Annotated in this window: 28 protein-coding genes; 12 read left to right on the top strand and 16 right to left on the bottom strand. The window is 72.1% G+C overall.

What is annotated here, in order from left to right; all coding sequences use genetic code 11:
• Positions 1-43: 43 nt before the first annotated feature.
• The 3 genes from ACIF80_RS13075 to ACIF80_RS13065 form a co-directional block, all read right to left on the bottom strand.
• On the bottom strand, positions 44-1,084 hold the full coding sequence (locus ACIF80_RS13075) for an NUDIX domain-containing protein (protein WP_399803188.1): 1,041 nt from the start codon (positions 1,082-1,084) through the stop codon (positions 44-46).
• A 145-nt stretch (positions 1,085-1,229) separates the two neighbouring features.
• A complete protein-coding gene (locus ACIF80_RS13070; RefSeq protein WP_399803186.1) occupies positions 1,230-1,424 on the bottom strand; it encodes a hypothetical protein in 195 nt (64 codons plus the stop codon).
• 113 nt (positions 1,425-1,537) lie between these two features.
• Complete coding sequence (locus ACIF80_RS13065; RefSeq protein WP_399803183.1) at positions 1,538-2,491, bottom strand: ROK family protein; 954 nt, start codon at positions 2,489-2,491, stop codon at positions 1,538-1,540.
• Positions 2,492-2,728: 237 nt separating this feature from the next.
• On the opposite strand from ACIF80_RS13065, the gene ACIF80_RS13060 reads away from it, so the two are divergent.
• Positions 2,729-3,778 carry a LacI family DNA-binding transcriptional regulator gene (locus ACIF80_RS13060; protein WP_399803180.1) on the top strand — a complete coding sequence of 350 codons (1,050 nt, stop codon included), beginning with the start codon at positions 2,729-2,731 and terminating at the stop codon, positions 3,776-3,778.
• A gap of 105 nt (positions 3,779-3,883) precedes the next feature.
• The gene (locus ACIF80_RS13055) at positions 3,884-4,663 is read left to right on the top strand and encodes a hypothetical protein (protein ID WP_399803948.1); all 780 of its coding nucleotides are present in this window, start codon (positions 3,884-3,886) and stop codon (positions 4,661-4,663) included.
• Positions 4,664-4,738: 75 nt separating this feature from the next.
• On the opposite strand, the gene ACIF80_RS13050 is transcribed toward ACIF80_RS13055, so the two are convergent.
• Positions 4,739-6,043: a DUF6986 family protein gene (locus tag ACIF80_RS13050; protein ID WP_399803177.1), complete on the bottom strand. Its 1,305-nt coding sequence runs from the start codon at positions 6,041-6,043 to the stop codon at positions 4,739-4,741.
• Between the two features lie 295 nt (positions 6,044-6,338).
• Here ACIF80_RS13050 and ACIF80_RS13045 point away from each other — a divergent pair, with 295 nt between their 5' ends.
• On the top strand, positions 6,339-7,349 hold the full coding sequence (locus ACIF80_RS13045) for an endonuclease/exonuclease/phosphatase family protein (RefSeq protein ID WP_399803175.1): 1,011 nt from the start codon (positions 6,339-6,341) through the stop codon (positions 7,347-7,349).
• Positions 7,350-7,354: 5 nt separating this feature from the next.
• Here the strand turns inward: ACIF80_RS13045 and ACIF80_RS13040 are convergent, their stop codons facing one another.
• The 3 genes from ACIF80_RS13040 to ACIF80_RS13030 all read right to left on the bottom strand — a co-directional run bounded on the left by ACIF80_RS13040 (position 7,355) and on the right by ACIF80_RS13030 (position 9,863).
• Positions 7,355-8,317, bottom strand: coding sequence for an electron transfer flavoprotein subunit alpha/FixB family protein (locus ACIF80_RS13040; RefSeq protein WP_399803172.1), 963 nt, complete (start codon positions 8,315-8,317; stop codon positions 7,355-7,357).
• Between the two features lie 61 nt (positions 8,318-8,378).
• The gene (locus tag ACIF80_RS13035; protein ID WP_399803170.1) at positions 8,379-9,167 is read right to left on the bottom strand and encodes an electron transfer flavoprotein subunit beta/FixA family protein; all 789 of its coding nucleotides are present in this window, start codon (positions 9,165-9,167) and stop codon (positions 8,379-8,381) included.
• Between the two features lie 282 nt (positions 9,168-9,449).
• Complete coding sequence (locus tag ACIF80_RS13030; RefSeq protein WP_399803945.1) at positions 9,450-9,863, bottom strand: thioredoxin family protein; 414 nt, start codon at positions 9,861-9,863, stop codon at positions 9,450-9,452.
• Here ACIF80_RS13030 and ACIF80_RS13025 point away from each other — a divergent pair.
• Both ACIF80_RS13025 and ACIF80_RS13020 read left to right on the top strand, forming a co-directional pair.
• The gene (locus ACIF80_RS13025) at positions 9,850-10,263 is read left to right on the top strand and encodes a hypothetical protein (RefSeq protein ID WP_399803167.1); all 414 of its coding nucleotides are present in this window, start codon (positions 9,850-9,852) and stop codon (positions 10,261-10,263) included. The genes ACIF80_RS13030 and ACIF80_RS13025 overlap by 14 nt on opposite strands.
• 146 nt (positions 10,264-10,409) lie before the next feature.
• Positions 10,410-11,138, top strand: coding sequence for a lysophospholipid acyltransferase family protein (locus tag ACIF80_RS13020; protein WP_399803164.1), 729 nt, complete (start codon positions 10,410-10,412; stop codon positions 11,136-11,138).
• Positions 11,139-11,157: 19 nt separating this feature from the next.
• On the opposite strand, the gene ACIF80_RS13015 is transcribed toward ACIF80_RS13020, so the two are convergent.
• From ACIF80_RS13015 to ACIF80_RS13000, 4 genes are all read right to left on the bottom strand, one after another.
• On the bottom strand, positions 11,158-11,748 hold the full coding sequence (locus ACIF80_RS13015; protein WP_399803161.1) for a transglutaminase family protein: 591 nt from the start codon (positions 11,746-11,748) through the stop codon (positions 11,158-11,160).
• Between the two features lie 92 nt (positions 11,749-11,840).
• Entirely contained in the window at positions 11,841-12,911 is a 1,071-nt protein-coding gene (locus tag ACIF80_RS13010) for a threonine aldolase family protein (RefSeq protein WP_399803158.1), read from the bottom strand.
• A complete protein-coding gene (locus ACIF80_RS13005; protein ID WP_399803942.1) occupies positions 12,908-13,654 on the bottom strand; it encodes an SDR family NAD(P)-dependent oxidoreductase in 747 nt (248 codons plus the stop codon). Before ACIF80_RS13005 ends, ACIF80_RS13010 begins: the two co-directional genes overlap by 4 nt.
• Before the next feature lie 38 nt (positions 13,655-13,692).
• On the bottom strand, positions 13,693-15,090 hold the full coding sequence (locus tag ACIF80_RS13000; protein WP_399803155.1) for a DUF6421 family protein: 1,398 nt from the start codon (positions 15,088-15,090) through the stop codon (positions 13,693-13,695).
• 252 nt (positions 15,091-15,342) lie between these two features.
• Here ACIF80_RS13000 and ACIF80_RS12995 point away from each other — a divergent pair, with 252 nt between their 5' ends.
• The gene (locus tag ACIF80_RS12995) at positions 15,343-16,062 is read left to right on the top strand and encodes a glycerophosphodiester phosphodiesterase (protein ID WP_399803152.1); all 720 of its coding nucleotides are present in this window, start codon (positions 15,343-15,345) and stop codon (positions 16,060-16,062) included.
• A 61-nt stretch (positions 16,063-16,123) separates the two neighbouring features.
• Here ACIF80_RS12995 and ACIF80_RS12990 read toward each other — a convergent pair whose 3' ends face one another.
• Complete coding sequence (locus ACIF80_RS12990) at positions 16,124-16,666, bottom strand: GNAT family N-acetyltransferase (RefSeq protein ID WP_399803150.1); 543 nt, start codon at positions 16,664-16,666, stop codon at positions 16,124-16,126.
• A gap of 184 nt (positions 16,667-16,850) precedes the next feature.
• Between ACIF80_RS12990 and ACIF80_RS12985 the strand changes: the two genes are divergently transcribed.
• Positions 16,851-17,252 carry a VOC family protein gene (locus tag ACIF80_RS12985; RefSeq protein WP_399803148.1) on the top strand — a complete coding sequence of 134 codons (402 nt, stop codon included), beginning with the start codon at positions 16,851-16,853 and terminating at the stop codon, positions 17,250-17,252.
• Positions 17,253-17,286: 34 nt separating this feature from the next.
• Here the strand turns inward: ACIF80_RS12985 and ACIF80_RS12980 are convergent, their stop codons facing one another.
• A complete protein-coding gene (locus ACIF80_RS12980; protein WP_399803145.1) occupies positions 17,287-17,928 on the bottom strand; it encodes a MarR family winged helix-turn-helix transcriptional regulator in 642 nt (213 codons plus the stop codon).
• Positions 17,925-19,730, bottom strand: coding sequence for an FUSC family protein (locus tag ACIF80_RS12975; protein WP_399803142.1), 1,806 nt, complete (start codon positions 19,728-19,730; stop codon positions 17,925-17,927). Before ACIF80_RS12975 ends, ACIF80_RS12980 begins: the two co-directional genes overlap by 4 nt.
• 180 nt (positions 19,731-19,910) lie before the next feature.
• Here ACIF80_RS12975 and ACIF80_RS12970 point away from each other — a divergent pair, with 180 nt between their 5' ends.
• From ACIF80_RS12970 to ACIF80_RS12955, 4 genes are all read left to right on the top strand, one after another.
• Complete coding sequence (locus ACIF80_RS12970) at positions 19,911-20,480, top strand: DUF5134 domain-containing protein (RefSeq protein WP_399803139.1); 570 nt, start codon at positions 19,911-19,913, stop codon at positions 20,478-20,480.
• Between the two features lie 97 nt (positions 20,481-20,577).
• Positions 20,578-21,513: a M56 family metallopeptidase gene (locus ACIF80_RS12965; protein WP_399803136.1), complete on the top strand. Its 936-nt coding sequence runs from the start codon at positions 20,578-20,580 to the stop codon at positions 21,511-21,513.
• Positions 21,514-21,674: 161 nt separating this feature from the next.
• Positions 21,675-22,361 carry a phosphatase PAP2 family protein gene (locus ACIF80_RS12960; protein ID WP_399803133.1) on the top strand — a complete coding sequence of 229 codons (687 nt, stop codon included), beginning with the start codon at positions 21,675-21,677 and terminating at the stop codon, positions 22,359-22,361.
• A 208-nt stretch (positions 22,362-22,569) separates the two neighbouring features.
• A complete protein-coding gene (locus tag ACIF80_RS12955; protein ID WP_399803130.1) occupies positions 22,570-23,385 on the top strand; it encodes a TetR/AcrR family transcriptional regulator in 816 nt (271 codons plus the stop codon).
• Here ACIF80_RS12955 and ACIF80_RS12950 read toward each other — a convergent pair.
• On the bottom strand, positions 23,373-24,875 hold the full coding sequence (locus ACIF80_RS12950; RefSeq protein WP_399803127.1) for an LVIVD repeat-containing protein: 1,503 nt from the start codon (positions 24,873-24,875) through the stop codon (positions 23,373-23,375). The genes ACIF80_RS12955 and ACIF80_RS12950 overlap by 13 nt on opposite strands.
• A 190-nt stretch (positions 24,876-25,065) precedes the next feature.
• Here ACIF80_RS12950 and ACIF80_RS12945 point away from each other — a divergent pair, with 190 nt between their 5' ends.
• Positions 25,066-25,734: a DUF305 domain-containing protein gene (locus ACIF80_RS12945; protein WP_399803124.1), complete on the top strand. Its 669-nt coding sequence runs from the start codon at positions 25,066-25,068 to the stop codon at positions 25,732-25,734.
• On the opposite strand, the gene ACIF80_RS12940 is transcribed toward ACIF80_RS12945, so the two are convergent.
• Entirely contained in the window at positions 25,726-26,379 is a 654-nt protein-coding gene (locus tag ACIF80_RS12940) for a DUF6214 family protein (protein WP_399803122.1), read from the bottom strand. The two genes, ACIF80_RS12945 and ACIF80_RS12940, sit on opposite strands and share 9 nt — an antisense overlap.
• Between the last annotated feature and the right edge of the window lie 96 nt (positions 26,380-26,475).

Here is a 26,475-nt window from a genome sequence, read left to right as displayed (position 1 = left end):
GCACCGCGAACAGGCCGCGCGAGGTCCGGCCGGGTTCCGGGCGTCAGCCGACCGGCACCCCCGCTTCCAGATACATCGCCTTCCCGCGTTCCCGTGCCCGCAGGGCGCGGCGGAGCCGTTCGTAGCGCACCGGGGGCAGCATGCCGGCGGCCTCCGTTTCGGAGACGAAGCGCCAGTCGCGGAGTTCGGGGCCGGGCAGCAGCAGCCGCGCGGCGTCGGCGGCGTGGAGACGGCCGCCGTCGAAGAGCAGGCGCAGGCCGCCGTAGGCGGGCGGCGCGGGCGGTTCCCAGTCGACGACGAGCAGGGACGGCGCCTCGTCGAGGCGGATGCCGGTCTCCTCCGCGACTTCGCGCATGCCCGCGCGCGCGGGCGCCTCACCGGGTTCGACGACCCCGCCGGGGAATTCCCAGCCCGGCTTGTAGGTCGGATCGACGAGCAGCACCCTGTCCCGCTCGTCGAAGAGGAGGACACCGGCGGCGACGGTCTCGGCCGTCGGCTCGGGCGTCTGCACGATGTCGCAGGCGGGTGCCTCGCCGCTGCCGACCGCCTCGGCGATCCGGACGGCGGTGTCGTACGGGCTCAGCGAGGCGGTGCCGACCGGATAGGCGTCGGCGGTGAGCCAGGAGGCCAGGGCGGTTTTGTACGGTTCGATGTGGTCGTAGGACCACTGCCGGATCCGTATCTCGCCGTCCGGGAGGTCCGGCGGAACCTCCCGCCCCGCTATTCGCTCACGCAGGATCGTTTCCGCCGGAGCGAGGAGGACATGCCGGACCGGAATGCGGCGGGCCGCGAGGCCGCCGAAGATCTCGTCGCGGTAGTCCTGTCTCAGCAGGGTCATGGGAACGACCAGGGTCCCGCCGAGTTCGGCGAGCATCGCCGCCGCCGTGTCGATCACGAGCCGGCGCCAGATGGGAAGGTCCTGGAAGTCGCCGACCTCGGCCAGGCGTTTGGGCGGAAGCAGATGACTGAGCGCCCCGCCGATGACCTCGGGGTCGAAGAGCGCGCTGTTCGGGATCAGTTCGATCAGTTCCCGTGCGGTCGTGGTCTTCCCCGCACCGAACGCACCGTTGATCCAGACGATCACGGTTCCCCCTCTTCTGTTGGGCCCCCTGTGGCTTGCCCGCTCCACCCTGCCACGGAAACCAGCCCCAGTTGAGAACGCACACCGACGGCGCCGGTGCTCCTCCCGGGAGGAGCACCGGCGCCGTCGGGCGGTTTTGCGGGGCCTGTCAGCCCTTGGCCTTCCGGTCGCCGTCGGCCGCGTCGGCCGGGCCGTCGTCGGTGACGGTGTGGTCGAGGGTGCTGAGGGCGTCACCGACGGGGAGGCCCTCGAGGCCCTCACCGAGCGCGTGCGACGGAGTGACCGCCGCGACGACGAAACCGGTGGCCAGGGAGGCGATGGCGAGCATGCTGCGCTTCTTCATGCCGGGCTCAACGGCCGAAGCCGCCCCGGGGTCACGCACGGACAGGTACGGACACGCACGAACCTGTACGACGAGTGCGAGCGCTCCTGCGGGCATCCGTGCCCCGGCCGCGGTCAGACGCCCGCCGCGGCCGGATCCGTCCGCAGTGTCAGGGCCGCCGCCGCGGCGCCCACCAGCCCGGCGTCGGTGCCCATCCGCGCCGGCGTCACCACGAGACGCCGGACGAACGACAGCGTCGCGTACTCGGTCAGGGCCTGGCGCAGGGGGGCGAAGAGGACCTCGCCCGCCTTGCCCACCCCTCCGCCGACCACGGCGATGTCGATCTCGACGAGCGTCGCGGTGGCCGCGATTCCGGCGGCCAGCGCCCGCGCGGCCCGCGCGAACGACGCCACGGCCACCGGGTCCCCGGCACGGGCGGCGGTGGCCACCGCGGCGGCGGAGGTGTCGCCGTCCGGTCCGGGGAGCCAGCCGTTCGCCAGGGCCCGGCGGGCGATGTTGGGCCCGCTCGCGATGCGCTCCACGCAGCCGCGCGAGCCGCACGGGCACGGGTCGCCGTCGAGGTCCACGCTGATGTGGCCGATGTGCCCCGTGTTGCCGGTCGGCCCGGGGTGCAGCCGGCCCCCCAGCACGAGTCCGCCGCCGACCCCGGTCGAGACGACCATGCACAGCGCGTTGTCGTGGCCGCGGGCGGCGCCCTGCCAGTGTTCGGCCGCCGTGATCGCCACACCGTCGCCGATCAGCTCCACGGGCAGTCCACCGGTCGCCGCCCGGACCCCGGCGACCAGCGGATAGTCACGCCAGCCGGGTACGTTCACCGGACTCACCGTGCCCGCGGAGGCGTCCACGGGGCCCGCGCTGCCGATGCCGACAGCGCTCGCGCGCCCCCACAGCGGGGACGCGGTGAGTTCGCCCAGCACCGCCTCGACCGACCGCATCACGGTGTCGCCGTCCGCCTCGGCCGGCGTCGGCCGCTGGGCACGGACCAGTATCCGGCCCTGCCCGTCCACCAGCGCACCGGCGATCTTGGTGCCGCCGATGTCGAGCGCTGCCACGAGGTCGGTGTGCATCAGTCTCGGTTCTCCCCGTCAACCATGAGAAAGGCGCTGAAACAGCCCGTGTGCGGCCATGAAGCGACACACGGGGCGAGTCGCACCCCGGGTGCAGCGATCACTCGCGGGCCGGGATGCGCGGTGGACAGTGTCCCTGAGCCTGACAACGTTGTCCAGGCTCTATGCTCGACGCCACATCCTCATACAACCCCATGGATCCACGCAGCCCGTGGTCGACAGACAGGACACCGCACCGTGCCGGAGACACCCCGCCGCACCCACCGCCTCTCAGGGTCCCGTTACGGCAACCGCCCGACCATGAAGGACGTGGCGGCCCGTGCCGGAGTCGGCCTGAAGACGGTCTCGCGGGTGGTCAACGGCGAACCCGGGGTCACGCCGGAGACGGAGCGCCGGGTGCAGGAGTCCATCGAGGCCCTCGGTTTCCGCCGCAACGACAGCGCGCGGGTGCTGCGCAAGGGCCGTACCGCCAGTGTGGGCCTGGTGCTGGAGGATCTCGCGGACCCGTTCTACGGTCCGCTGAGCCGGGCGGTCGAGGAGGTCGCCCGCGCACACGGCGCGCTGCTGATCAACGGTTCCAGCGCGGAGGACGCCGACCGCGAGCAGGAACTGGTGCTGGCCCTGTGCGCCCGCCGGGTGGACGGTCTGGTGGTGATTCCGGCAGGTGACGACCACCGTTATCTCGAGCCGGAGCTCAGGGCGGGCGTCGCCACGGTCTTCGTGGACCGGCCGGCAGGCCGGATAGAGGCCGACGTCGTCGTGTCGGACAACTACGGCGGCGCCCGTGACGGCGTGGCCCACCTCATCGCCCACGGGCACCGCAGGATCGGTTTCATCGGTGACATGCCCGGCATCCACACCGCGTCCGAGCGGCTGCGCGGCTACCGCGCCGCCATGGAGGACGCGGGCATACCGGTGGAGGACGCCTGGATGTCCCTGGGGGTCACCGACCCCGAGCGGGTGCGCCGGGCCACCGAGGAGATGCTGTCCCGCCCGGATCCGGTCACGGCTGTCTTCACGGGCAACAACCGGGTGACGGTCACCGTGATCCGGGTCCTGAGCGAGCGGTCCCGTCCTGTCGCGCTCGTGGGCTTCGACGACATCGAGCTCGCCGATCTGCTCCGCCCGGGGCTCACGGTCGTCGCCCAGGACTCCGCGGCCCTCGGCCGGACCGCCGCCGAACGCCTCTTCCGGCAGCTGGACGGCACCCTGCTCGCCCCCGAGCGGATCGAACTGCCGACCAAGCTGATCACCCGCGGCTCGGGCGAGCTGCCCCCGGCGGACTGAGCACCCGTGTCCGCGAGGATCCGAAAGGTCGGCGCACGCCGCTCGGATGACCGCCCCCGGGGCTCGAGCGACCGCGCACACCGCACACCGGACGCGGACCGTACGCTGCGGGCGCTGGGTCTGGCCGAGGCGCCGCGCGAGCACCCGTTGCGGTACCCGGGTGCGTGGCCGCGGGAGTCGGGGCTGCTGGACGGGGACCGGCTGCGGCCGCTGGACCGCCTGGTCCACGAGGACCGGGTGCCCGTCCTGGCCGTCGGGTCCAACGCCTCCCCCGGCCAGCTGCGGTACAAGATGGACCAGTTCGGGATCTCCTCGCCCATCCCCATGGTGCGGACCCGGGTGACCGGTGTCGACGTGGGGGTCTCGGCGCATGTGAGCCGCATGGGGTATGTGTCCGCGTCACCGGTCGAGGCCCCGGGGGCGGTACGGGAGTTGTTCGTCATCTGGCTCGACGCCGAGCAGCTCGCGGTGATCGACGCGAGCGAGGGCGTCCCTCTGCCGGACGGCAACTACGACCGCGTCCGGCTGCCCCCGGCCGACGTCCGCATCGAGCTCCCCGACGGTACCGCGCTCCCCGGTGCCCATGCGTACGTCAACCGGCACGGCGTCCTCCACGACGGCACCCGGGCCCCGCGCGGCCACCCCGGCCAGCGTCCCCTGCTCACCGAACTCCTGTTGCATTCAAGGGCGTTGCGGGAAATGTTCGGCGTCTCCGCCGACCAGTTCAGTGCGCGGGCCCGCGCCGACCCGGCGCTCTGCGCGCGGGGCACACGGGTGCTCGCCGAGGAGCGTCTGGTGACGGCGTCGGGTCTGGAGCGGCACGTACGGTCCCGGCGGACGGAAAGTCCGGGCACCGGCCCGTCGCTGCCGCCGCCCCTCACGTAGACGACGCGAACGCGCCGCTCACCATGGAGCGTTGCGGAACGCGGCTCCCGCACGGCTGTCGCGCAGAGGCGAGGGCTACGGTGCGGAGGCCGTCGGGTCACCGCGGTGCGGGAATGCGAAACCCTCCAGGTCGGCGCGGGCGAGACCGGTCGCCCGCACCACCTCGGCGTGGTCCAGGGCGCCGCAGTCCAGGCCGCGCAGCAGGTGGCCGGCGAGGGCCTTGGCGGTGGCGGGCTCGTCCATGACGTCACCGGCGGTCCGGGCGGCGTACCGGGCGAGCCGGGCGGCGGTGCGTTCGAAACTCTCGCGGTAGAAGGCGAAGACGGCCGCGTAGCGGGTGGGCAGATGGCCGGGGTGCATGTCCCAGCCCTGGTAGTAGGCGCGGGCCAGGGCCCGGCGGGTGAGGCCGTGGTGCAGCCGCCAGGCGGCGTGGACCTGTGCGGTCGGGCCGACGGGCAGGACGTTGGTGGAGCCGTCCGAGACGCGTACGCCGGTGCCCGCGGCGGCGACCTGCATGACGGCCTTGGCATGGTCGGCGGCCGGGTGGTCACTGGCCTGGTACGCGGCGGAGATGCCGAGGCAGGCGCTGTAGTCGAAGGTGCCGTAGTGCAGCCCTGTGGCACGCCCTTCGGCGGCCTGGATCATCCGGGCGACGGTGGCGGTGCCGTCGGCGGCGAGAACGGCCTGGCTGGTCTCGATCTGGATCTCGAAGCCGAGCCGGCCGGCTTCCAGCCCGCGCGCCCCCTCGAATGCCTCGAGGAGCCGCACCATGGCGGTGACCTGCTCGGGACAGGTGACCTTGGGCAGCGTCAGCACCAGCCCTCCGGGCAGCGGGCCGGCCTCGGCCAGGCCGGTGAGGAAGATGTCGAGGGTGCGGATGCCCCGGTCGCGCACCGCGGCCTCCATGCACTTCATCCGGATGCCCGCGTACGGGGCCGCCGTGCCGTCCCGGTGCGCCTCGGCGATCAGCCGCGCGGCGCGGGCGGCGGCCTCGTCCTCCTCGGCGTCGGGGCGGTTGCCGTACCCGTCCTCGAAGTCGACGCGCAGGTCCTCCACGGGTTCGCGCTCCAGCTTGGCGCGGACGCGGTCGTGGACCGCCTCGGCCAGAGCGGGGTCCATTCCGACGGCGGAGGCGAACGAGGCGGCGTCCGGAGCGTGTTCGTCGAGGGCGGCCAGGGCCTGGTCGCCCCAGGAGCGGAGGGTGCCGGCGGTGAAGGCGTCGCCGGGGACGTAGACGGTGTGGACGGGCTGACGGGTGCCGGGGTCCCCGGGGTAGCGGCGCTCCAGCTCGGCGTCGACCGGCGCCAGGAAGGCGCCGATCTCCGCGCCGACGGCACCCGCGATACTCGTGGCCACCCGCTCCTGCCGGCCCTGGCTCATCCACGCCCTCCAGATCCTTCATGCACCCGGGGCACGCACGACCCGCACTTTCCGCGATGCGAAATCAACAATCTGTTGAATGAAGTTATCGGGCGGCCTTCGCGCCGGTCAACACCGCTTCACGCCTCTCCCGCATCCCGATTCCCTCCGCCCTCTCGGCGTGTTCACATCCATCTGACACCGTCTGACACGGGACCGCGCACCGCCCGGCACCGCACCACCCCGCCCCGCCCGCACACCGACGTACGCCCGCCTCTCCCCGACACCGCCGCGCAGCACCAGCGAAGGAGCTCCTGTGCCGAACCACAGCCGAGTCACGCGCCGCCTGGGCCTGAAGACCGCGCTCGCCGCCTCCGTCGCCCTTCCGCTCTCCAGTACAGCGCTGCCTCCCGGGCCCGCCTCGGCCGAGGAAGACCGGGAACGCCAGGAAGGCCAGGGCGGGCCGCTCGAGGTCATGTCGTTCAACCTGCGCTTCGCCGGTACCGCGGAGCCCCACAGCTGGGCCGCCCGCAGACCCGTGATGCGCCGGCTGCTGCGCCGCGGGCAGCCGCACGTCATCGGTACCCAGGAGGGCCTCCACCAGCAGCTGCGCGACATCGAGGCGGACCTGGGACCGTCCTACGACTGGATCGGCACCGGCCGGGCGGGCGGCAGCCGCGACGAGTTCATGGCGGTTCTCTACGACACCCGCCGGCTCGCTCCCTTGGAGTACGACCACTTCTGGCTCTCCGACACGCCGTACCTGATCGCCTCGAACACCTGGGGCAACGCCCACATCCGCATGGTCACCTGGGTCCGCTTCCGCGATCTGCACGCCGGTGACCGGGAGTTCTACGTGCTCAACACCCACCTGGACAACGCGAGCCAGTACGCGCGCGAGCGGGCCGCGGCCCTGGTGGCCGAGCGCGTCACCGGGCTGGCCCGCTCCCTGCCCGTGATCGTGACGGGGGACTTCAACGTCGCCGCCCACGGGAACCCGGTGTACGACACGGTGCTGGGCGCCGGTCTCGTCGACACCTGGGACGCGGCGGCCGAGCGGGGCGAGGCGTACGGGACGTTCCACGGGTACGGGCCGCTGGTGCCGGGCGGTGCCCGTATCGACTGGGTTCTGGCCACGCCCGACGTCACGGTGCACCGCGCTTCGGTCAACACCTACGCCCCGGGAGGCCGGTTCCCGAGCGACCATCTGCCGGTGCAGGCGTCGCTCACCCCGGGACAGCCGGGGCGGCCCCGTTCCGGAACGGACGAAGGCCCCCACGGCCGCGCCGGGCGCGGTCGTGGGGGCCCCGGGCCCGTACGGCCCTGAGGGGGTCAGCCCTTGCGGGTCTTGATCTCCTCGGTGAGCTGCGGGACGACGTCGAAGAGGTCGCCGACGACGCCGTAGTCGACGAGGTCGAAGATCGGCGCCTCGGCGTCCTTGTTGACCGCCACGATCGTCTTCGAGGTCTGCATGCCCGCCCGGTGCTGGATCGCACCGGAGATGCCGGAGGCGATGTACAGCTGCGGCGAGACGGACTTGCCGGTCTGGCCGACCTGGTTGGTGTGCGGATACCAGCCGGCGTCCACCGCGGCACGCGAGGCACCGACGGCCGCGCCGAGCGAGTCGGCGAGCGCCTCGATGACCGCGAAGTTCTCCGCGCCGTTGACGCCGCGGCCACCGGAGACCACGATCGCGGCCTCGGTCAGCTCCGGGCGGCCACTCGACTCGCGCGGGGTGCGGCCGGTGACCTTGGTGCCGGTCGCCTGCGCGGAGAAGGACACGTTCAGGGCCTCGACCGCGCCGGCGGCCGGGGCCGCCTCCACGGCCGCGCTGTTCGGCTTGACCGTGATGACCGGGGTGCCCTTGGAGACGCGGGACTTGGTGGTGTAGGCGGCGGCGAACACCGACTGGGTGGCCACCGGGCCCTCGTCGCCGGCCTCGAGGTCGACGGCGTCGGTGATGATGCCGGAGCCCAGGCGCAGCGCCAGGCGGGCGGCGATCTCCTTGCCCTCGGCGGAGGACGGGACGAGAACGGCGGCCGGGGACACCTGCTCGACCGCGGCCTGCAGGGCGTCCACCTTGGGCACGACCAGGTAGTCGGCGTACTCGGCGGCCTCGTGGGTCAGGACCTTCACCGCGCCGTGCTCGGCCAGGGTGGCGGCGGTGTCGGCGGCGCCGTTGCCCAGCGCGACGGCGACCGGCTCGCCGATGCGGCGGGCCAGCGTCAGCAGCTCCAGGGTCGGCTTGCGGACGGCGCCGTCCGCGTGGTCGACGTAGACGAGAACTTCAGCCATGGGACTTCTTCTCTCCTGCTTGCGAAAGATGAGGGGCGGGAAGCGAGTGGAGCCCTCGGGCTCAGATGAACTTCTGGCTCGCGAGGAACTCGGCGAGCTGCTTGCCGCCCTCGCCCTCGTCCTTGACGATCGTGCCCGCGGTACGCGCCGGGCGCTCGGTCGCGGAGTCGACCTTCGTCCAGGCGCCCTCCAGGCCGACCTCGTCGGCCTCGAGGCCGAGGTCGGACAGGTCCCAGGAGGCGACCGGCTTCTTCTTGGCCGCCATGATGCCCTTGAAGGACGGGTAGCGCGCCTCGCCCGACTGGTCGGTGACCGACACGACCGCCGGCAGGGACGCCTCGAGCTGCTCGGACGCGGCGTCGCCGTCACGGCGGCCCTTGACCGTGCCGTCCTCGACCGAGACCTCCGAGAGCAGGGTGACCTGCGGCACGCCCAGGCGCTCCGCGAGCAGCGCCGGTACGACACCCATGACGCCGTCGGTGGAGGCCATGCCGGAGACGACCAGGTCGTAGCCGGCCTTCTCGATCGCCTTGGCCAAAACCAGGGAGGTGCCGATGGCGTCACTGCCGTGCAGGTCGTCGTCCTCGACGTGGATCGCCTTGTCGGCGCCCATGGACAGCGCCTTGCGCAGCGCGTCCTTGGCGTCCTCGGGGCCCACCGTCAGCACGGTGATCTCCACGTCGTCGTCCGAGTTCTCGGAGATCTGCAGCGCCTGTTCGACCGCGTACTCGTCCAGCTCGGAGAGCAGACCGTCCACATCGTCCCGGTCGACGGTCAGGTCATCGGCGAAGTGCCGGTCGCCGGTGGCGTCGGGCACGTACTTCACGGTGACAACGATCCTCAAGCTCACGCCGGCTCTCCTACTGCAATCGTCATTTCTGGCTGCCTGCCTTCAGGCAGCATAGGCGCCTCAAACGGCCGTTCCCGATCGGGGCGGTCCACGGTTCCGAGCGAAATATTACTCGCCAGTACACCCAGTTCATTCCCGCTGAGCAAGCGCTTTGAACTGTGACCTTCGCAACGCAGCGTAACCGGAACTCGACCGGCACGCAGCAGCGGTCGCCCCGGGGGCCGGTGACGCGGTGCGTGGACACGTCCCCGGCGGCGAAGGAGGGGAGGGCGGCCCACCCCGTCATACGGCCTCGCCGAGCGCGGCGATCACATCGGCCTTGCGCGGCTGGCCGGTGGCGCGCCGGACGACAACGCCGTCGGCGTCGAGGACCAGCACGGTGGGCGTCTTGAGGATGTCCAGCCGGCGCACGAGGTCCAGGTGCGCCTCGGCGTCGATCTCCACGTGGGCCACGCCGGGAACCAGACCGGCCACCTCGCCGAGCACCCTCCGGGTCGCTCGGCAGGGCGCGCAGAACGCGCTGGAGAACTGGACGAGGGTGGCCCGTTCACCGAGGTCGGCGCCGAGTTCCTCCGCCCTCAGCCGCTTGTCGTCGTCCCGCCCTCGCACCCGTACTCTCCCGCTCCGCCGCCGCTGCAGCACTCCGAAGGCGCTCGCCGCCGCGAGCACCGGCACCCACCCCGTGAGCCCGGTCATCATCCGTCGAAGCATTCACGAGACCGCAAAGATTCCCGGCACCCGCAGGGATTTCCCGCGCGGAACGCTCGATTCCACGGACCTCGACGCGAGAGGGGCCGCCGTGCCGACCGTGGTGCCGGCCGTCGTGCTGGTCACCGGGAACGTGTGGCTGCCGGCCCGGCGGACGCCGGCGTTCGCCCGCGGCGCGGCGGACGGGACGGCCGCCGCCGTACGGCTGATTGTTCCGGCGTGTCCTGTGGCCCCGGATCGGACCGGCGCCGCGTTCGCGGCGGCCTTACTCAACGCCGTGTCCGGTTACTGCCCGGAGTGCGAGATGCACCTGCTCCTGCGGCGGACGCCGGTACTCGCGGGTAATGGCGACGCAAAAGCCCGAGGTGGATCAAGGGAGTGGACGTGACAAGAATCTCGCCGCAGGCAGGCATCAGGGCTGGTTCGGCGGTCGTTCTTGGGGCACCATCAGCGACAAGCCGTAAACCTACGGCTGCGTAACTTCGACTGGGAGTCCCCCTTCCCAGGCAGAGCAGGAAGGGTTCCACCACACCCATGGCAGAACTCGTCTACCGTCCCGTGATCGGTTTCGCCCAGACTCTGTTCAAGGCGTGGGACCTCAAGATCGACTGCCGGGGTTCGGAGAACATCCCGCGTACGGGCGGCGCCGTACTGGTGAGCAACCACATCAGCTACCTGGACTTCGTCTTCAACGGCCTCGCGGCGCTGCCGCAGAAGCGGCTCGTGCGCTTCATGGCGAAGGACGCCGTGTTCCGGCACAGGATCTCGGGTCCGCTGATGCGCGGGATGAAGCACATCCCCGTGGACCGCGAGCAGGGCGACGCGGCGTACGCGCACGCGCTCGCCTCACTGCGGTCGGGCGAGATCGTGGGCGTCTTCCCGGAGGCGACGATCTCCCAGTCCTTCACGCTGAAGAGCTTCAAGTCGGGTGCCGCGCGCATGGCGCAGGAGGCGGGCGTGCCGCTGATCCCGATGGCGGTGTGGGGCACCCAGCGGCTGTGGACCAAGGGACACCCCCGCAACTTCAAGCGCAGCCACACCCCGATCACCATGCGCGTCGGCGAGGCGATCGAGGCGTCCAAGGACAAGTACGCGGGCGCGATCACCCGGCAGCTGCGGGGGCGGGTGCAGGAACTGCTGGAGGCCGCGCAGCGCGCCTACCCGGTGCGCCCCAAGGGCCCGGACGACACCTGGTGGATGCCGGCCCACCTCGGCGGCACGGCGCCGACCCCGGAGCAGGTCCGCGAGGCCGAGGCGCGCTGAACCGCCGCCGGCGTGTGCGTCATGATCCGGCGTGGTCCGGCAGCGCGGTGGGGAGCGTCCGCCACAGGTGCGTGCGGTCCCGCGCGGCCTTGAGCACGTCCAGCACGACGGGATGCGATGCGGCGTACAGGAGCGGGTGGTCCCTCTCACCGGCGGCCGGACCGGGCGTGAAGGCCAGCCGCCCGCCGTCCGGGGAGAAGCGGGCGTCGACCCCCGGTCCGTCGCCCCGGGGGTCCTGCCGGTGCCAGGCACCGTCGAACCGCACGGCGACCAGACCGTGCACCACCCCGAGGTTCTGGTAGCACAGCGCCGTCGGGATGCCCTCGGCCCGCAGCGGTGCGGCCGGCGCGTGGGCCTCGGCGTAGCAGATCCCGGTGCGCCGCTCCAGGACGTCGGAGGCGCGCCAGGTGACGCGGGGGTCACCGGAGTCCTGCGAGTGCGGAATGGTGTCGCGCACGAACTCGAAGGCCGCCCGCGCATCCTCGTACGAGTCGGCCACTTCGGCCGCGAGCCCGGCGGCAGTCCGGCGGACCAGGTCGTGGTGGTGGTCGATCGCCTCGTCCGCGGCCGGACAGGCGGAGAGATCCGGGGTTTCCTGGAGGGTCCGCACACCACGGGAGCACAGAGATGCACCCGACCGAAGATCAATACATTTCCGGTCGGGTGCATACCCCTGCGAGGACGTCGACCGCGCGACGGCCGCTAGCGGGCCATCTCCTCCTTGAGGGCCGCCAGGAACGTGTCCACGTCGTCCTCGGTGGTGTCGAAGGCGCACATCCAGCGGACGTCGCCCGCGGCCTCGTCCCAGAAGTAGAAGCGGAAGCGCTTCTGCAGGCGCTCGGTCACGGCGTGCGGCAGGCGGGCGAAGACGGCGTTGGCCTGGACCGGGTGGAGGATCTCCACGCCGTGCACGGCGCGCACGCCCTCGGCGAGACGCTGGGCCATCTCATTGGCGTGCCGGGCGTTGCGCAGCCACAGGTCCCGCGCGAGCAGGGCCTCCAGCTGCACCGAGACGAAGCGCATCTTGGACGCGAGCTGCATGGACAGCTTGCGCAGGTGCTTCATGTGGCTGACGGCGTCCTGGTTCAGCACCACGACCGCCTCGCCGAACAGGGCACCGTTCTTGGTGCCGCCCAGGGAGAGCAGGTCGACGCCGGCCGCGTTGGTGAAGGTGCGCATCGGCACGTCCAGGGCAGCGGCGGCGTTGGCCAGCCGGGAGCCGTCCACGTGCACCTTCATCCCGTGGGCGTGCGCGTGCTCGCAGAGGGCGCGCATCTCGTCCGGCGTGTACACCGTGCCCAGCTCGGTGGCCTGGGCGATGGACACCACCTGCGGCATCGCACGGTGCTCGTCCTCCCAGCCGTACGCCTGCCGGTCGATCAGCTCGGGGGTGAGCTTGCCGTCGGGGGTGGGCACGGTGAGGAGCTTGATCCCGCCGACGCGCTCCGGCGCCCCTCCCTCGTCGACGTTGATGTGCGCGCTCTCGGCGCAGATCACGGCGCCCCAGCGGTCGGTGACCGCCTGGAGCGCGACGACGTTGGCGCCGGTGCCGTTGAAGACCGGGAATGCCTCGGCGGTGGGGCCGAAGTGGCTGCGGATCACCTGCTGGAGGTTCTCCGTGTACGCGTCCTCGCCGTACGCGACCTGGTGCCCGCCGTTGGCCAGGGCCAGGGCGGCGAGCACCTCCGGGTGGGCCCCGGCATAGTTGTCGCTGGCGAAACCGCGGACGTCCGGGTCGTGATGGCGGCGCGCGTCGGTCCGGGGTGGGTTCACGGCTTCTCGGTCAGCCACAGACGGTTTCCGTTCAACTCCGCGGCGGGCTTGTCCCAGACGCCGACGATCGCCTCGGCGAGGTCCTTGACGTCCGTGAAGCCCGCGAACTTCGCGTTGGGGCGGTCGGCGCGCATCGCGTCGTGCACCAACGCCTTCACCACCAGGATCACAGCCGCCGCTGTCGGCCCCTGTGCGCCCCCCGCCTTGCGGAAGTAGTCGCCCATGGCCAGCGTCCACGCCTCGGCGGCGGCCTTGGCGGCGGCGTAGGCGGCGTTGCCCGCGGTGGGCTTGCTGGCGCCGGCCGCGCTGATCAGGACGTACCGGCCGCGGTCGCTGCGCTGCAGCCCTTCGTGGAAGGCGAGGGAGGTGTGCAGCACGGTGCGGACCAGCAGCATCTCCAGCAGGTCCCAGTCGTCCACGCTGGTCTTGGTGAAGGTCTCGCTGCCGCGCCAGCCGCCGACGAGATGGACCAGGCCGTCGATCCGGCCGAACTCCTCCTCGGTGTGCGCGGCCCACTCACGGGTGGAGTCCGGGTCGAGCAGGTCGACCGTGTCACCGGTGACGGTGGAGCCGCCGTGCGCGTAGCGCGCCGCGTCCACGGCCTCCGCCAGCCGCTCCGGGTCGTTGTCGGAGCCGATGACGGTCGCCCCCGCCTCGGCCAGCCTGAGCAGCGTCGCCCGCCCCGCGGGTCCCCCCGCGCCGGCCACCGCGATCACCGCGCCGTCGAGCGCCCCGTTCCCCATGGTCCTCGCCTCCTGAGCAGTGCTGCGAACCAGATCGCTCACGCGGCGATCCGCTCGGCGCTGTCCGCCGTGATGCCCCGGGTCGAGGCGATCACGCTCTTCAGCTTCTTGGACAGTGCCTCATAGAACATGCTCAGCGGAAACTCGTCCGGAAGCACGTCATCGACGAGTTTCCGCGGCGGCTGCGTCAGGTCCAGGGCGTCGGGACCCTTGGCCCACTTGGATCCCGGGTGCGGGGAGAGATAGCGGGAGACCAGCTCGTACCCGGCGAACCAGTGGACGAGCTTGGGGCGGTCGATGCCGTCGCGGTACAGCGTCTCGATCTCGGCGCACAGCTGGTTGGTGACCTGCGGGGCGCGGTCCCAGTCGATGGTGAGCTTGTTGTCGGTCCAGCGGACGACGTCGTGCTTGTGCAGGTAGGCGAAGAGCAGCTGGCCGCCGAGGCCGTCGTAGTTGCGGACCCGCTCGCCGGTGACCGGGAAGCGGAACATGCGGTCGAACAGCACCGCGACCTGTACGTCACGTGCCTGCGGGATGCCTTCGCCGGCGAGCTTCACGGCCTCCTTGAAGGCGGTGAGGTCGCAGCGCAGCTCCTCCAGGCCGTACATCCAGAACGGCTGGCGCTGCTTGATCATGAACGGGTCGAAGGGCAGGTCGCCGTGGCTGTGGGTGCGGTCGTGCACCATGTCCCACAGGACGAACGCCTCCTCGGCGCGCTTCTGGTCGCGCACCAGCGCGGCGACGTCGTCGGGCAGCTCGAGGCCCAGGAGGTCGACGGCGGCGGCGGACACCCGGCGGAAGCGGGCGGCCTCGCGGTCGCAGAAGATTCCGCCCCAGGTGAACCGCTCGGGGGCCTCGCGCACGGCGATGGTCTCGGGGAAGAGCACCGCGGAGTTGGTGTCGTAGCCCGCGGTGAAGTCCTCGAAGGAGATGCCGCAGAACAGCGGGTTGTCGTAGCGGGTGCGCTCGAGCTCGGCCAGCCAGTCGGGCCAGACCATGCGCAGCACGACCGCCTCGAGGTTGCGGTCCGGGTTGCCGTTCTGCGTGTACATCGGGAAGACGACCAGGTGCTGGAGGCCGTCCTCGCGGTGCGCGGCCGGGTGGAAGGCCAGCAGCGAGTCCAGGAAGTCGGGAACCTCGAAGCCGCCCTCGGCCCAGCGGGTCAGGTCCTTCGCCAGGGCCTCGTGGTAGGCGCGGTCGTGCGGGAGCAGCGGGGACAGCTCGTCGAGCGCGTCGACCACCCGGCGCACCTCGAGCTCGGCCTCGGCGCGGGCCGGGGCTCCCTCGGCGTCGAGGTCGATCGATCCGTCCTTCGCCTGCCAGGGCCTGATCCGCTCCACGGCATCCTTGAGCACGGGCCACGCCGGGTGCTCGACCACCCTGGCCGTCGAAGGAACGTGCCCCTCCGTACCCACCTGCACAAGAATTTCCGTCATATCCCATCCTCCAGCGAAGAAACTGCGTACGCCGACCGTATACATACGAGGTTTCTCCCAGCAAGGGACACCTCCGTAAATTATCCTGCGTCACCCCGGCCCTCACCGCACTTTTTCCTGCCTGTCACGCGAGTGGGTGACACTCCTCGACTTCACTGTTCAGCATCTGGACGGGGCGGGCACAGGCGATACGGTCCAGGAGGGCCGCAGGGACGCGGTCCCGCGTCGCCGTCGACGGAAGCGAGTCGCATCTTGAACTTCCTCACCATCGGTCACCGCGGAGTCATGGGTGTCGAGCCCGAGAACACCCTCCGGTCCTTCGTCGCCGCCCAAGAGGCCGGTCTCGACGTCATCGAACTCGATCTGCACCTGAGCAAGGACGGCGCGCTCGTCGTCATGCACGACACGGACCTGGACCGCACGACGGACGGCACGGGCCCGATCGCCGACCGGACCGTCGCCGAACTGCGCTCCCTGGACGCCGGACGCGGCGAGCGCATCCCCGTCTTCGAGGAGGTGCTGGACGCCGTCCACGCCCCGTTGCAGGCCGAGATCAAGGACGTGCAGGCGGCCAGGACGCTGGCCGAGGTGATGAACCGGCGGAATCTGGCGGGCCGGGTCGAGGTGTCCTCGTTCCACGACGACGCGATCGCCGAGATCGCCCGTCTGGTGCCCGGGGTACGCACCGCCCTCGTCGCGAGCTTCCCCCACTCTCGAATGTGCTCGAGCGGGGGGACCCCCATCAGCCCGGACGTGGTGGAGCGGGCGGTCGGCGCCGGCGCGTCGACCGTCTGCCTGAACATCCGCCGCCTCACCCTGGAGATCGTCGAACAGGCCCGCAAGGCGGACCTGCGGATCATCGGCTGGGTGGTGAACACGCAGGACCACCTCAGACTGGTCCGGGCCCTCGGGCTCGACGGCGCGACCACCGACTACCCGGAGATCAAACGCACCGGCCGCTTCACCGCGTGACGGCCGGGCCGGCTCCGTCCGGGGCCGTGCCCTGCGGCGGCCGGGACCGTGTGTCCGGCCGTCAGGACAGTTCCTTGACCAGCAGCTCGAAGCGCAGGTCGGCGCGGAGCGGAATCCCGAACCGCTCGTCGCCGTACGGGAAGGGAGTCGTCCTGCCCGTACGGCGGTAACCGCGCCGCTCGTACCAGGCGATCAGGTCCTCGCGCACCGTGATCACGGTCATGTGCATCTCGCGCACGCCCCAGGTCTCCCGCACCTGCCGCTCGGCGTGAGCGATGATCGCCTTTCCGAGTCCGGCGCCCTGGAGCCCGGGGCTGACCGCGAACATGCCGAAGTAGGCGTGGTCACCGCGGTGCTCGAGCTGGCAGCAGGCGACGATCCGGCCCTCGCGCTCCACCGTCAGCAGCCGGCTGTCCGGCGACTTGACGACCTCCCGCACGCCTTCCGGGTCGGTCCGCTGCCCCTGGAGGATGTCGGCCTCGGTGGTCCACCCGGCCCGGCTGGAGTCGCCCCGGTACGCCGACTCGATCAGCGCGACGAGGCCGTCCACATCGGTGTCGGTGGCGTCACGGAAGGTGAGTGCGCTCTCGGTGACGGATTCCATGGGGCGCTTCTCCGCTTCTTCGCTCAGGTTCTTCACTCAGGTCGTCCGCGGGCCGCGGCACGCAGGCCACAGTCCACGGGCCGCGGCACACAGTCCCAGTCCGCGGTCCGCACACATCGGCTGTACCGGTTGTCGGCGTGGCTCGGCCACGGACGAGGTTATCCCGGCCGCTACGCTCGGCCGCATGGTGCACGTACTGGGCAGCCGGATCCTCCTCCGTCCCACCGATCCCGAGCGCTCCCGCGTCTTCTACGGCGAGCAGTTGGGCCTCGCGGTGTACCGCGAGTTCGCCACCGGCCCGGAGCGCGGCACGGTCTACTTCCTCGGCGGCGGTTTCCTGGAGCTGTCCGGCCGGTCCGACACCCCGGCGGACACGGCGGACCCCGCGACGAGGCTGTGGCTCCAGGTCGCGGACGTGACGGCAGCCCACGAGGAGCTGAAGGGCAAGGACGTCGAGATCGTCCGGCCGCCGGTGAAGGAGCCGTGGGGCCTGATCGAGATGTGGGTCGCCGACCCGGACGGCACGCCGATCGTCCTCGTGGAGATCCCGGCCGACCATCCACTGCGGTACCGGCCGGGGATCTGAGACCGGGTACGGCGAGCCCGGCGGCCGGGGTTCGTCACGTCCGCGGGGGGCCCAGGCGTCCTTCCAGCCGGCCCAGCAGCTCGGCGAGCAGCGGGGCCAGCTCACCGAGCGCCGGTCCGTCCATGCCGGACAGCACGGCGCTCTCGTAGGCGAGCTGCGCGGGGATGACCCCGTCGACCGTGTCCTGCCCGGCGTCGGTCAGGCGGACCCGGGCCACTCGGCGGTCGCGGGAGTCGCCGCGGCGCTCCACCAGGCCGCGCGCGCTGAGCTGCTTGAGGCGCTTGGTGACGGCGGCGCCCGAGGAGAAGGTCTCGCGCGCCAGTTCACCCGGGGTCAGTTCGCGGCCGGTGCGGCGCAGCGCGCCGAGCAGGTCGAACTCGGGGCGGGTCAGTCCGGCCCGGCCGAGCGGGGCGTCCTCGGCCTGCTGGAACAGGGCGGCACAGCGGTTGATACGCCCGATGATCTCCATGGGCCCGGTGTCGAGGCCGGGATACACCGCCCGCCACTGCCGGACCACCTCTGCGACGGTGTCCTGGCCGGACACCGGTGCGCCCTCGCCGGCGGGGGCTCCCGGGCCGGCCGGGAGAGCCTCGTCCGCCGGGGTTCCGTCGTCGGCCCGGTGGGCTCCTTCGACGGGACGTCCTCCGTCGACCGGAAGGCCTTCGGTCGCTCTCATGGCCGTACGTCCTCCGTGTCGTTGCCCGTGTCGTCGTTCATGCCCTTGCCGGTGCCGGTGCCCGGGCCGGTGTCCGGACCCGTGCCCGTGCCCGGTTTCGTGCCGGTGACCGCGCTCCGGTTCGTCTCCGCGCCGGAGCCGGCCGCCGGCCCCTGGCGTCGTACCATCGCCGCGAGCGTACGGTGTCCCGCCTGCTCGGCGAGCACGACCCGCTCCTGCGGCAGCGTGCGGAGCCACCATTCGCCCGCGGCGGCGTCGGCGGTGGCCCGCAGGTCGACGAGAGCGGCGGCCAGGCCGCGCCGGGCGGTCTCCAGGGCGGTGGGGTCGGTCTGCGGGTCGGCCAGGAGCCGGGCCGCGTGTTCGCACCGGAGGCCCACCGTGGTGAGCGCCGTCGCGACGCGGTTGCCCGCCCGCCGGTTGGTGACGACCAGGGCCGCGCCGAAGCCGACCAGCGCGCCGACCAGGGTGTCCACCACACGGTCGGTGACCAGGGAGCCGGTTCCCTGGTAGCCGGGGAACTCGGTGACGAGCAGGGCGAGCGGGGTGACGCAGACGCTGCCGAGCCAGTAGTTGCGGCCGATGAGCGCCTCGGCGCCGAAGTTGAACAGGAGGCAGCACAGGACGAGGGCGAGCGGTCCGAGGTGGGCGACCGGGGCGACGGCCGCGAAGAGCAGCACGCCGACGAGGTTGCCGACGACCCGCTGCACGGTCCTGCTCCAGGTGAGGGTGATGTTGGCCTGGTAGAGCGCGGCGGCTGTGGTCAGGGCCCAGTAGGGCCGCCCGACGCCGAGGGCGAGGGAGGCGTATCCGGCGAGGCCGCAGCCGAGGGCGGTGCGTACGGCGATGGGGGCGAGCGGCCCCAGCCGGGACCACGGCGAGCGGTGGGGGAGGGCGCGCTCGGCGGCCACACCGAGGAGTTCGTCGGCCTCCGAGCGGGGGTCGTCGGCGCCCGGGATACGGCCTGTGCCGCGCAACTCACCGGCCTGGGCGCGCAGCCGCGCGGGGTCGGCGTCGGCCGGCGCGGCGAGCGCGATCTCGGCGCGGACGACCAGCCGTTCGAGGGCCCGGCGGGTGGCGACGGAGCGGGAGCCGGTGAGGAGCAGACACTGCCAGGCGGCCTGCACGGCGGCGTAGGCGGAGGCACGGGCCCGCGCGTGTCCGTCGCCGGTGCCGCCGGTGTCGACGTACGCGGCGGTGGCGTTCAGGGCGTCCGCGGTGGCGCGGCGCTCGGGGCCGTGCGGCCGGACCAGTGCGGGCGCCATGCCGACCAGCCAGGCCCAGACCCCGGCCACCGCGGCCAGTGCGACATGGCCGGGGACCTGTCCGAGGGTCTGGGGAACGAACAGCGAGGCGGAGCTGACGAAGGTCAGGATCACGTTGCCGGGCGGGCCGATGCGCGTGACGTCGCACAGCACCTTCTGCACGGCGGCCAGCAGGGCGCCGATGCCGACCAGGATCGCGGCGTTGCCGGTGAGCGAGGCGGCGGCCAAAGCGATGGCGAGGCCCCCCACCATGCCGAGCACCACTCCCGCGAGCGCCTTGGCGCGGGCGGCGTACGGACGGTTGTGGGCGTAGAGGGCGCACAGGGAACCGGCCATGGTGTAGACCGCGAGGTCGAGCCGGCCGAGGGCGACCAGGATCAGGCTGGGAGGTGCGACCGCGGCCACCACGCTGAAGGCGGGTTTGAACCAGATGTTGGAGGGCCGCCCGACACGCAGCACGTCGGCCAGCGGGAACCGCCGGGGCTTCGGCGCCGGCTCTGTTTCGGGGGCGGGGGTGGGACGGGGGGGCGCACTGCTCATGACGTATAAGACTACCAGGTCTTTTACTCGTAAAATATATTTATGACCTGCGGTGCTCCCCCGAATGCCCCCGTGTACCCCTGTGCGCTCGCGTGCACGCCTTCGAGCGCGGGCATGCCTTGACCGACCGTGGAGCGGGACCGCCCGTGCGGCGGGGGCGGGCCCAGGGGGGAGGTTCGTGTGCACGGACCGACGGCGTCCGGCTGGCTGCTGGTCGCGCTCTGCGCGGCGACCGGCGTCTACTGCCTGCTGCGGATGCGCAGCAGCGTCGAGGAACAGCGCCATACCGCGGGCGGCGAGGCGCTGATGGGCTTCGGCATGGCCGCGATGGCCGTACCGGCGGCGGCCTTCACACCGCCCTCGTGGGCGTGGCCCGTCTACGCGGTGGTGTTCGGCGCGGCGGGGCTGCACGCCCTGTGGGCGACCCGCGCGGGCGCCCGCCATCTGCACCATCCGCTGGGCGCCGGGGCCATGGTCTACATGGCGGTGGCGATGGCCGTCTCCCCCGGAGCGGGGCAGGGGCACACGCACGGGAGCTCGGGCGTACCCCTGCTGACCGGCGTGCTGCTGCTCTACTTCACCGGGTACGTACTGGTGACAGGCGTACGGCTGGTGCCGGTGACCGCCGTGGCGGGGAACCCGGCGCCGGGGGCCGGTGAGGCCTCGGGCTGGGGCGACCGGCCGGAGCTGGCGCGGGCGTGCCGGCTGTCCATGGGCATCGCCATGGTGGCGATGCTGTTGACGATGTGAGGCGGGCAGGCGGCGGCCGGCGGGCAAGGCCGTTGCCTACGTCACTTTGCTCCGATGAGCCGTACCCGGGAGTGGTGTGCGCTCATAGGCTGAACGCATGATGCTCCCCGCGGCGCTGTTGCTGCTCGGTGTCCTGATCGCCGTCACCGGCCCCCGGTTGCTGGCGCGGGCCGACTGGGCGGACCGTGAGCCGGTGGTGGCCCTGTGGGTGTGGCAGTGCGTGGTCGCCGCGGTGCTGCTGTGCTGCGCCCTGTCGATGACGTTCAGCGCGGCGGCCGCCTCGGACGTGGTCGGCCGTCCCGTGTTCGCGACGGCACCGCGCGGCGTCGTGGAGGCCTACGCCCTGGGCACGGCCGGGCCCCTGGCGGCGACCACCGCGGTCGCGCTGGCGTGCGGCGGGCTGTGGACCGCGACGATGCTGGTCCGCGAGGTCGTACGGGCCCGTGCCCGGCGGCGGGCCCGCCGGGCCGAACTGCTGGTGCGGGCGCCGCTGCTGCCCGGCGAGGAGCCCGGCGCCGGCCGGCTGGTGGTACTGGAGGGCGAGCACCCCGATGCCTGGTGGCTGCCCGGCACCCCGCCCCGGCTGGTCGTCACCACGGCCGCGCTGCGCCGGCTGAAGGGCCGCCGCCTGGACGCCGTCCTCGCGCACGAGCGGGGACACGCGCAGGCCCGGCACGACTGGCTGCAGCACTGCTCCTCGGCGCTCGCCGACGGCTTTCCGCAGGTGCCGGTGTTCGCCGCGTTCCGCGACGAGATGCACCGGCTGGTCGAACTCGCCGCCGACGACACGGCCTCCCGCCGCTTCGGCCGGCTGACCACCGCCCTGGCGCTGGTCGAGCTCAACGAGCACCGCGGGGTGTTCGGCCCCTGCCCGTCCCCGCAGGGCCAGGTTCCGGCCCGGGTGCACCGGCTGCTGACTCCCCCGAACCGGCTGCCGGCGTGGCACCGGCTGCGACTGACGGCCGTGGCGTCGCTGGTGCCGGTGATCCCGGTGCTGGTGGCGTTCGTACCGGGGCTGCGGGCGCTGGGCTAGGCCCGGCCGTCCGGATCATGCCGGGCTCACGGGCCCCGGGCCGCGGCGGGGCCCCGGGTGCGCGGGCATCGGGACGGAGGAGGCGAGGCCGGCGGGTTCACGGGGCCGGCGGAAGGCGCGGGGACTGGCTTCGAGCCCCAGAGGTCGGAGAGGATCGCCGTATGCCGCCCCCCCACATCTCTCCCGTCGGCCTCGAGCCACCGCCCCGTCCACCTGAGCACCGCCCGTCCGCCGCGCTCCTCGGCGTTCCGGCCGCGTGTTCGGTCCTTCTGCTGATCCTGGTCGCCGCGAAGTGGCGTCCGCTGACCGGCCTGGACCATGACATCGCCTCGACCGTCCACCGCTGGGCGGTCGATGAACCGGGGCTGACGCAGACGGCCCGCATCCTGACGGACTGGGTCTGGGACCCATGGACCATGCGCCTGCTGTGCGGGGTGGTCGCGCTGCTGCTGTGGTACCGGTACGCGGCCCGGTGGACCGCGGTGTGGCTGGTGGTGACGTGCGCCGTGGGGGCCATGGTGCAGCAGGTTCTGAAAGCGGCGGTGGACCGCGCCCGCCCCGTGTGGCCGGACCCGGTGGACACGGCCCACTACGCGGCGTTCCCTTCGGGGCACGCCATGACCGCCGCCCTCACCTGCGGCCTCCTGCTCTGGCTGCTGCACCGGCACGGGGTGGGCCGGGCCCTGTGGGGCTGGGCCGTGGCCCTGGCAGCACTCTCCGTCACCGGCGTCGGTCTCACCCGCGTCTGGCTCGGCGTCCACTGGCCCACGGACGTGCTCGGCGGCTGGCTCCTCGGCATCGTGACCGTGGCCGTGGCCGTACGCATTCATGGGAGCCGCCGCTCCTGACCGCGAGAGGCCCCGGTGGCCCGGCGTCCCGCCGGGCCGAAACCCCGGCAGCCCGGACGAGCGGGCCCGCGCCGGCGGCTGCGCCGTTCTCCTCGGGCGATCCCCCGCGCCGCCCGAGGAGGACGGCAGCCCGGAATGGACCCGCACGGGGTCCGACCGGATGCGCTGAGTATAGTTGGCTGTCGGCCAGTCAACGCAGGAGTCCAGCATGTCCCCGCGCAGCGCCTCGGTCAATGAAGAGTTGCGGAGACGTTCGAAGGAGCGGCTTCTCCAGGCCGCAGTCGAGCTGGTGAGCGAGCGCGGATACGAGGCGACGACGCTCGGCGACATCGCCGACCGCGCGGGTTCCGCACGGGGCCTGGTGTCGTACTACTTCCCGGGGAAACGCCAGCTGGTGCAGTCCGCCGTGCACCGCCTGATGCACCGCACGCTCGACGAGGCGCTGGAGCGCGAACCGCGAACCGACGACGGGCAGGAGCGGATGGCGCGGGCCATCGACGCGATCCTGGGCCTGGCCAGGGACCGTCCCGTACTGATGCGCCAGCACATGGCCGGGCTGCTGCAGACCGAGGGTTTCCTGCCCTGCCCCGAGCAGCGGCGTCTGGCGGAACTGCTGAGCGACACCGTCGCCCGGTACGGCTCGACGCAGGTCGACAGCGACTATCCGATGCTGCGCGCCCTGCTGATGGGCGCCGTGTACTCGGCCCTGGTGCCGGGTGTGCCGATGCCCGTCGCGGTGCTGCGCGAGGAGCTGTTCGAGCGGTACCGGCTCGACCGGCGACTGGGTGTCCCGCCGGGCACCCAGGTGCCCGGCGGGACGGGTGCGAGCGGCCCGTCGGGCCGTTCCGGCGACACGGAACGGCCGGACGGATCGAACCACTCGAACGGAACGGCCGGCTCGGAAGGTACGGGTGGCACGGACGCGCCGGACCGGACGGATGTGTCACGGTTCTTCGCGACCGGGGCGGCACCGGAGTCCGCGGCGCCCGCCCGTCGGCCCGGTCCGGACGCTCAGTCGAAGTAGTCCGGCTGCGTCTGCACGTTGAGCTCACGCAGATGGATCCCGCGGGCCGGGTCCGTGCGCCGGTCGTCGATCTTCAGGACGTCGAAGCCCTTGGCCATGTCGTTCGAGTAGATGTAGCCGTTGTAGTAGTACGCCGACCACGAACCGCCGGTGACGAGCCGGTCGGTGCTCAGCGGTCCCCGCTCGAAGTAGGCGATCTCCTTCGGCTTCGAGGAGTTGGTGAAGTCCCAGACGGAGACGCCGCCCTGGTACCAGGCCTGGACCATGAGGTCCTTGCCCTTGACCGGGATCAGCGAGCCGTTGTGGGCGACACAGTTCTCGGTGTCGGCCTGGTGACGCGGGATCTTGTAGTAGCTGCGGAAGACGAGCTTGCTCCTGTCGCCCTTGCCGACGACGTCGTAGATGCCGTTCGCCCCGCGGTTCGGCCCGATCTCCGCGTTGCAGGTGGCGGCGCCGCCGCCGCCCAGCTCGTCGGTGAAGACGATCTTGCTGGCCTTCTGGTTGAAGGTCGCGGAGTGCCAGAAGGCGAAGTTGACGTTGTCCTGCACCCGGTCGATCACCTTGGGGCGCTCGGGGTTCTTGATGGAGAACAGGATGCCGTCGCCCATGCAGGCACCGGCGGCCAGGTCCTTGGAGGGCAGCACGGTGATGTCGTGGCAGCCCGTGGTCTTGGAGACACCCGGGTTGGTGGGCCCGCCCGGGTTGCCGCCGCCGTCGGGGCCCTCACCGGGGAACAGCACCGGGAATCCGACCACGGCCGCCTTGTGCGGGGCCTTGCGCGGCACCTTGATGACGGAGATGCCGTCGTGCGGCGGCTGGCAGTCGGGGTAGGCGGCGTTCGGCGAGTACGAGGAGACGTAGACGTAGACGTTCTTGCCCTCGGGCACCAGCGTGTGGGTGTGCGAGCCGCAGGCGGTCTCGACGGCGGCGACGTAGCGCGGGTTGCGCTTGTCGCTGATGTCGAAGACCTTCATGCCCTCCCACGACGACTTCTCGGTCACCGGCTGCGTGGTGCTGTTGCAACTGCTGTCGCTGCGCGAGGAGTCGGTGGAGAGGAACAGCAGATCACCGGAGACGGAGATGTCGTTCTGGGAGCCGGGACACAGCACCTGGGACACCGTCTTCGGCGACTTCGGGTTGCTGATGTCGTAGACGGTGAAGCCGTCGTAGTTTCCGGCGAAGGCGTACCGGCCCTGGAAGGCCAGGTCCGAATTGGTGCCGGTCAGCGCGTCCTTGGGGACGTGGGCGACATGGCGGATGTTGGCGGAGTGGACGATCTCGTCCTGGGCGGGTATCTCGCCCTGCGTGATGGCCTCGCGCGCCTCGGCCTGCGCGCTCTTCGATATCTCCTTCGGAGCGGGCGGCGCGTCCCCGGGGTCAGGGGTCGCCACGGCCGGCGCGGCGGTCAGGAGCGCGGCGAGCAGCCCGCCGGCCGCTGCGGCAACTCCCAGGCGTCTGCGCCGGGTTCGGGGAACATTCAACAGGATCACTGTTTTCCTCCCTTGTCCCGTTCGGCTCGGAACGGGTTCTGCTCCGGCAGTATGGTCCTGAGCATGCGCATATCAACAGTGGGCAACACACTCGCAACGAAGTTTTTTGATCACTGCCGCGCGGAAGCGTGCTAGGACAGTCGTCAGCACTCACGAGGTGTCGTGCCACCCGCCTGCCACAGGAGGTCCCGTGTTCCACCGCCGTGCGTCACGCGCGTCCGTCGCCGCGACCGGGCTGATCGCCCTGGCCGCCCTCGGGCTCACGGGCTGCGATTCCGATACGGACGACGCCAAGTCTGCCTCGGCGAGCGGCCCTTCGGTGATCGCGCCGGGCGAGCCCGGAGGACCGAACCGGACCTTGTCGGCCGAGGAGGCGGCGGAGCGGCGCGTCGAGGACGACTCCCCCAACTCGGCGGACGTCTCCTACACCCGCATGATGATCGAGCATCACTCGCAGGCACTGGAGATGACCGGACTCGTCGCGGACCGCGCCGAGTCGAAGAAGATCGTCAAGCTGGCCGAGCGGATCGCCGCGTCCCAGCAGCCGGAGATCAAGATGATGGAGGGCTGGCTGGCGAAGCACGGCAAGTCCGGGAAGGCCGGCGGGCACGACCACGGACACGACCACGCGACGATGCCCGGGATGGCGACCCCGGCCCAGCTCAAGAACCTGCGCGCGGCCGAGGGGAAGGCCTTCGACCAGCTCTTCCTCACGCTGATGATCACCCATCACGAGGGGGCGATCACCATGGCCACGGACGTGAAGGCGCAGGGCAACAACATCCAGGTCGAGGAGATGGCCGACGACGTGGTCGCCCAGCAGACGAGCGAGATCACCCGGATGCGCTCCCTACTCTGACGTCCGCCGGGCGTGACGCGGAGTCAGCAGGCCCGCGTCACGCGCCCGTCCGATGACCCTGAGCGCTCCGCGCCGGCTGTATCCGGTCGCGCACATCACGGCGAGGACCGGGTCGGTGCCCTCCTCCTGGGCCGCGCGGTACTCCCGCGCCACGAGGCGTCTCCCCACGGGCTCCCGCGGCCGGACCGCACGGCTTCGGCGCTCCCCCGCCCCGGGCGGCCGGGCCCGGACGGCGGAGCCGCCCTCGGAGTCCGGCCCGCCACCGGGGACCGGTTCGCCGTCGGCCACCGGCTCGCCCTCGGCAGCCGGTTCGGTGCCGGCGGCCGGGGCGCACGTGGCGCCACGTCCGCCGGTGCCCGGTCCGTCGCCGGCCGTCCCGTCGTCGTGACCTGGCCCGCCCTCGCGGCCCGGCCCGTCATCGGCGCCGCACGCCCGCGCGAGCGGTCCCTCGATCCAGTCGGCGAACAGCGCCAGGTCCTCCAGTGACAGTGCGGGCCGGGCCCGTACGTCCTCGACGCAGACGCAGAGCCCGGACACCAGGGCGAGCGCCTCGACACCGGCCCCGTCCGCGAAGACGAGCCGCACATGGAACCAGCGCGTCGCGTGCTCGCCCTCCCGCACCTCCCAGGCGGGCCACACGGACACCGCCCCGTCCGCCGGGGAACGATCGGAAAGATGGAGAAAAGATTCCTCAAGCACGCGCGCCACGTAATCACGTGGTCACTTGCCGTACGGGCGAAC

This window comes from Streptomyces sp. NPDC085927, assembly GCF_044540975.1.
GTDB lineage: Bacteria > Actinomycetota > Actinomycetes > Streptomycetales > Streptomycetaceae > Streptomyces > Streptomyces hirsutus.
Note: the sequence above shows the minus strand (reverse complement) of the source record. Positions and strands in the feature narration are given on the sequence as shown.

Coding starts and splice junctions, on each gene's coding strand:
- ACIF80_RS13020 (WP_399803164.1), top strand. CDS start 10,410: ATGGCAGAACTCGTCTACCGTCCCGTGATCGGTTTCGCCCAGACTCTG.
- ACIF80_RS12955 (WP_399803130.1), top strand. CDS start 22,570: ATGTCCCCGCGCAGCGCCTCGGTCAATGAAGAGTTGCGGAGACGTTCG.
- ACIF80_RS13070 (WP_399803186.1), bottom strand. CDS start 1,424: ATGAAGAAGCGCAGCATGCTCGCCATCGCCTCCCTGGCCACCGGTTTC.
- ACIF80_RS13050 (WP_399803177.1), bottom strand. CDS start 6,043: ATGAGCCAGGGCCGGCAGGAGCGGGTGGCCACGAGTATCGCGGGTGCC.
- ACIF80_RS13030 (WP_399803945.1), bottom strand. CDS start 9,863: ATGACCGGGCTCACGGGGTGGGTGCCGGTGCTCGCGGCGGCGAGCGCC.
- ACIF80_RS13040 (WP_399803172.1), bottom strand. CDS start 8,317: ATGGCTGAAGTTCTCGTCTACGTCGACCACGCGGACGGCGCCGTCCGC.
- ACIF80_RS12985 (WP_399803148.1), top strand. CDS start 16,851: ATGGTGCACGTACTGGGCAGCCGGATCCTCCTCCGTCCCACCGATCCC.
- ACIF80_RS12965 (WP_399803136.1), top strand. CDS start 20,578: ATGATGCTCCCCGCGGCGCTGTTGCTGCTCGGTGTCCTGATCGCCGTC.
- ACIF80_RS13065 (WP_399803183.1), bottom strand. CDS start 2,491: ATGCACACCGACCTCGTGGCAGCGCTCGACATCGGCGGCACCAAGATC.
- ACIF80_RS13000 (WP_399803155.1), bottom strand. CDS start 15,090: ATGACGGAAATTCTTGTGCAGGTGGGTACGGAGGGGCACGTTCCTTCG.
- ACIF80_RS12980 (WP_399803145.1), bottom strand. CDS start 17,928: ATGAGAGCGACCGAAGGCCTTCCGGTCGACGGAGGACGTCCCGTCGAA.
- ACIF80_RS13005 (WP_399803942.1), bottom strand. CDS start 13,654: ATGGGGAACGGGGCGCTCGACGGCGCGGTGATCGCGGTGGCCGGCGCG.
- ACIF80_RS12975 (WP_399803142.1), bottom strand. CDS start 19,730: ATGAGCAGTGCGCCCCCCCGTCCCACCCCCGCCCCCGAAACAGAGCCG.
- ACIF80_RS12960 (WP_399803133.1), top strand. CDS start 21,675: ATGCCGCCCCCCCACATCTCTCCCGTCGGCCTCGAGCCACCGCCCCGT.
- ACIF80_RS12990 (WP_399803150.1), bottom strand. CDS start 16,666: ATGGAATCCGTCACCGAGAGCGCACTCACCTTCCGTGACGCCACCGAC.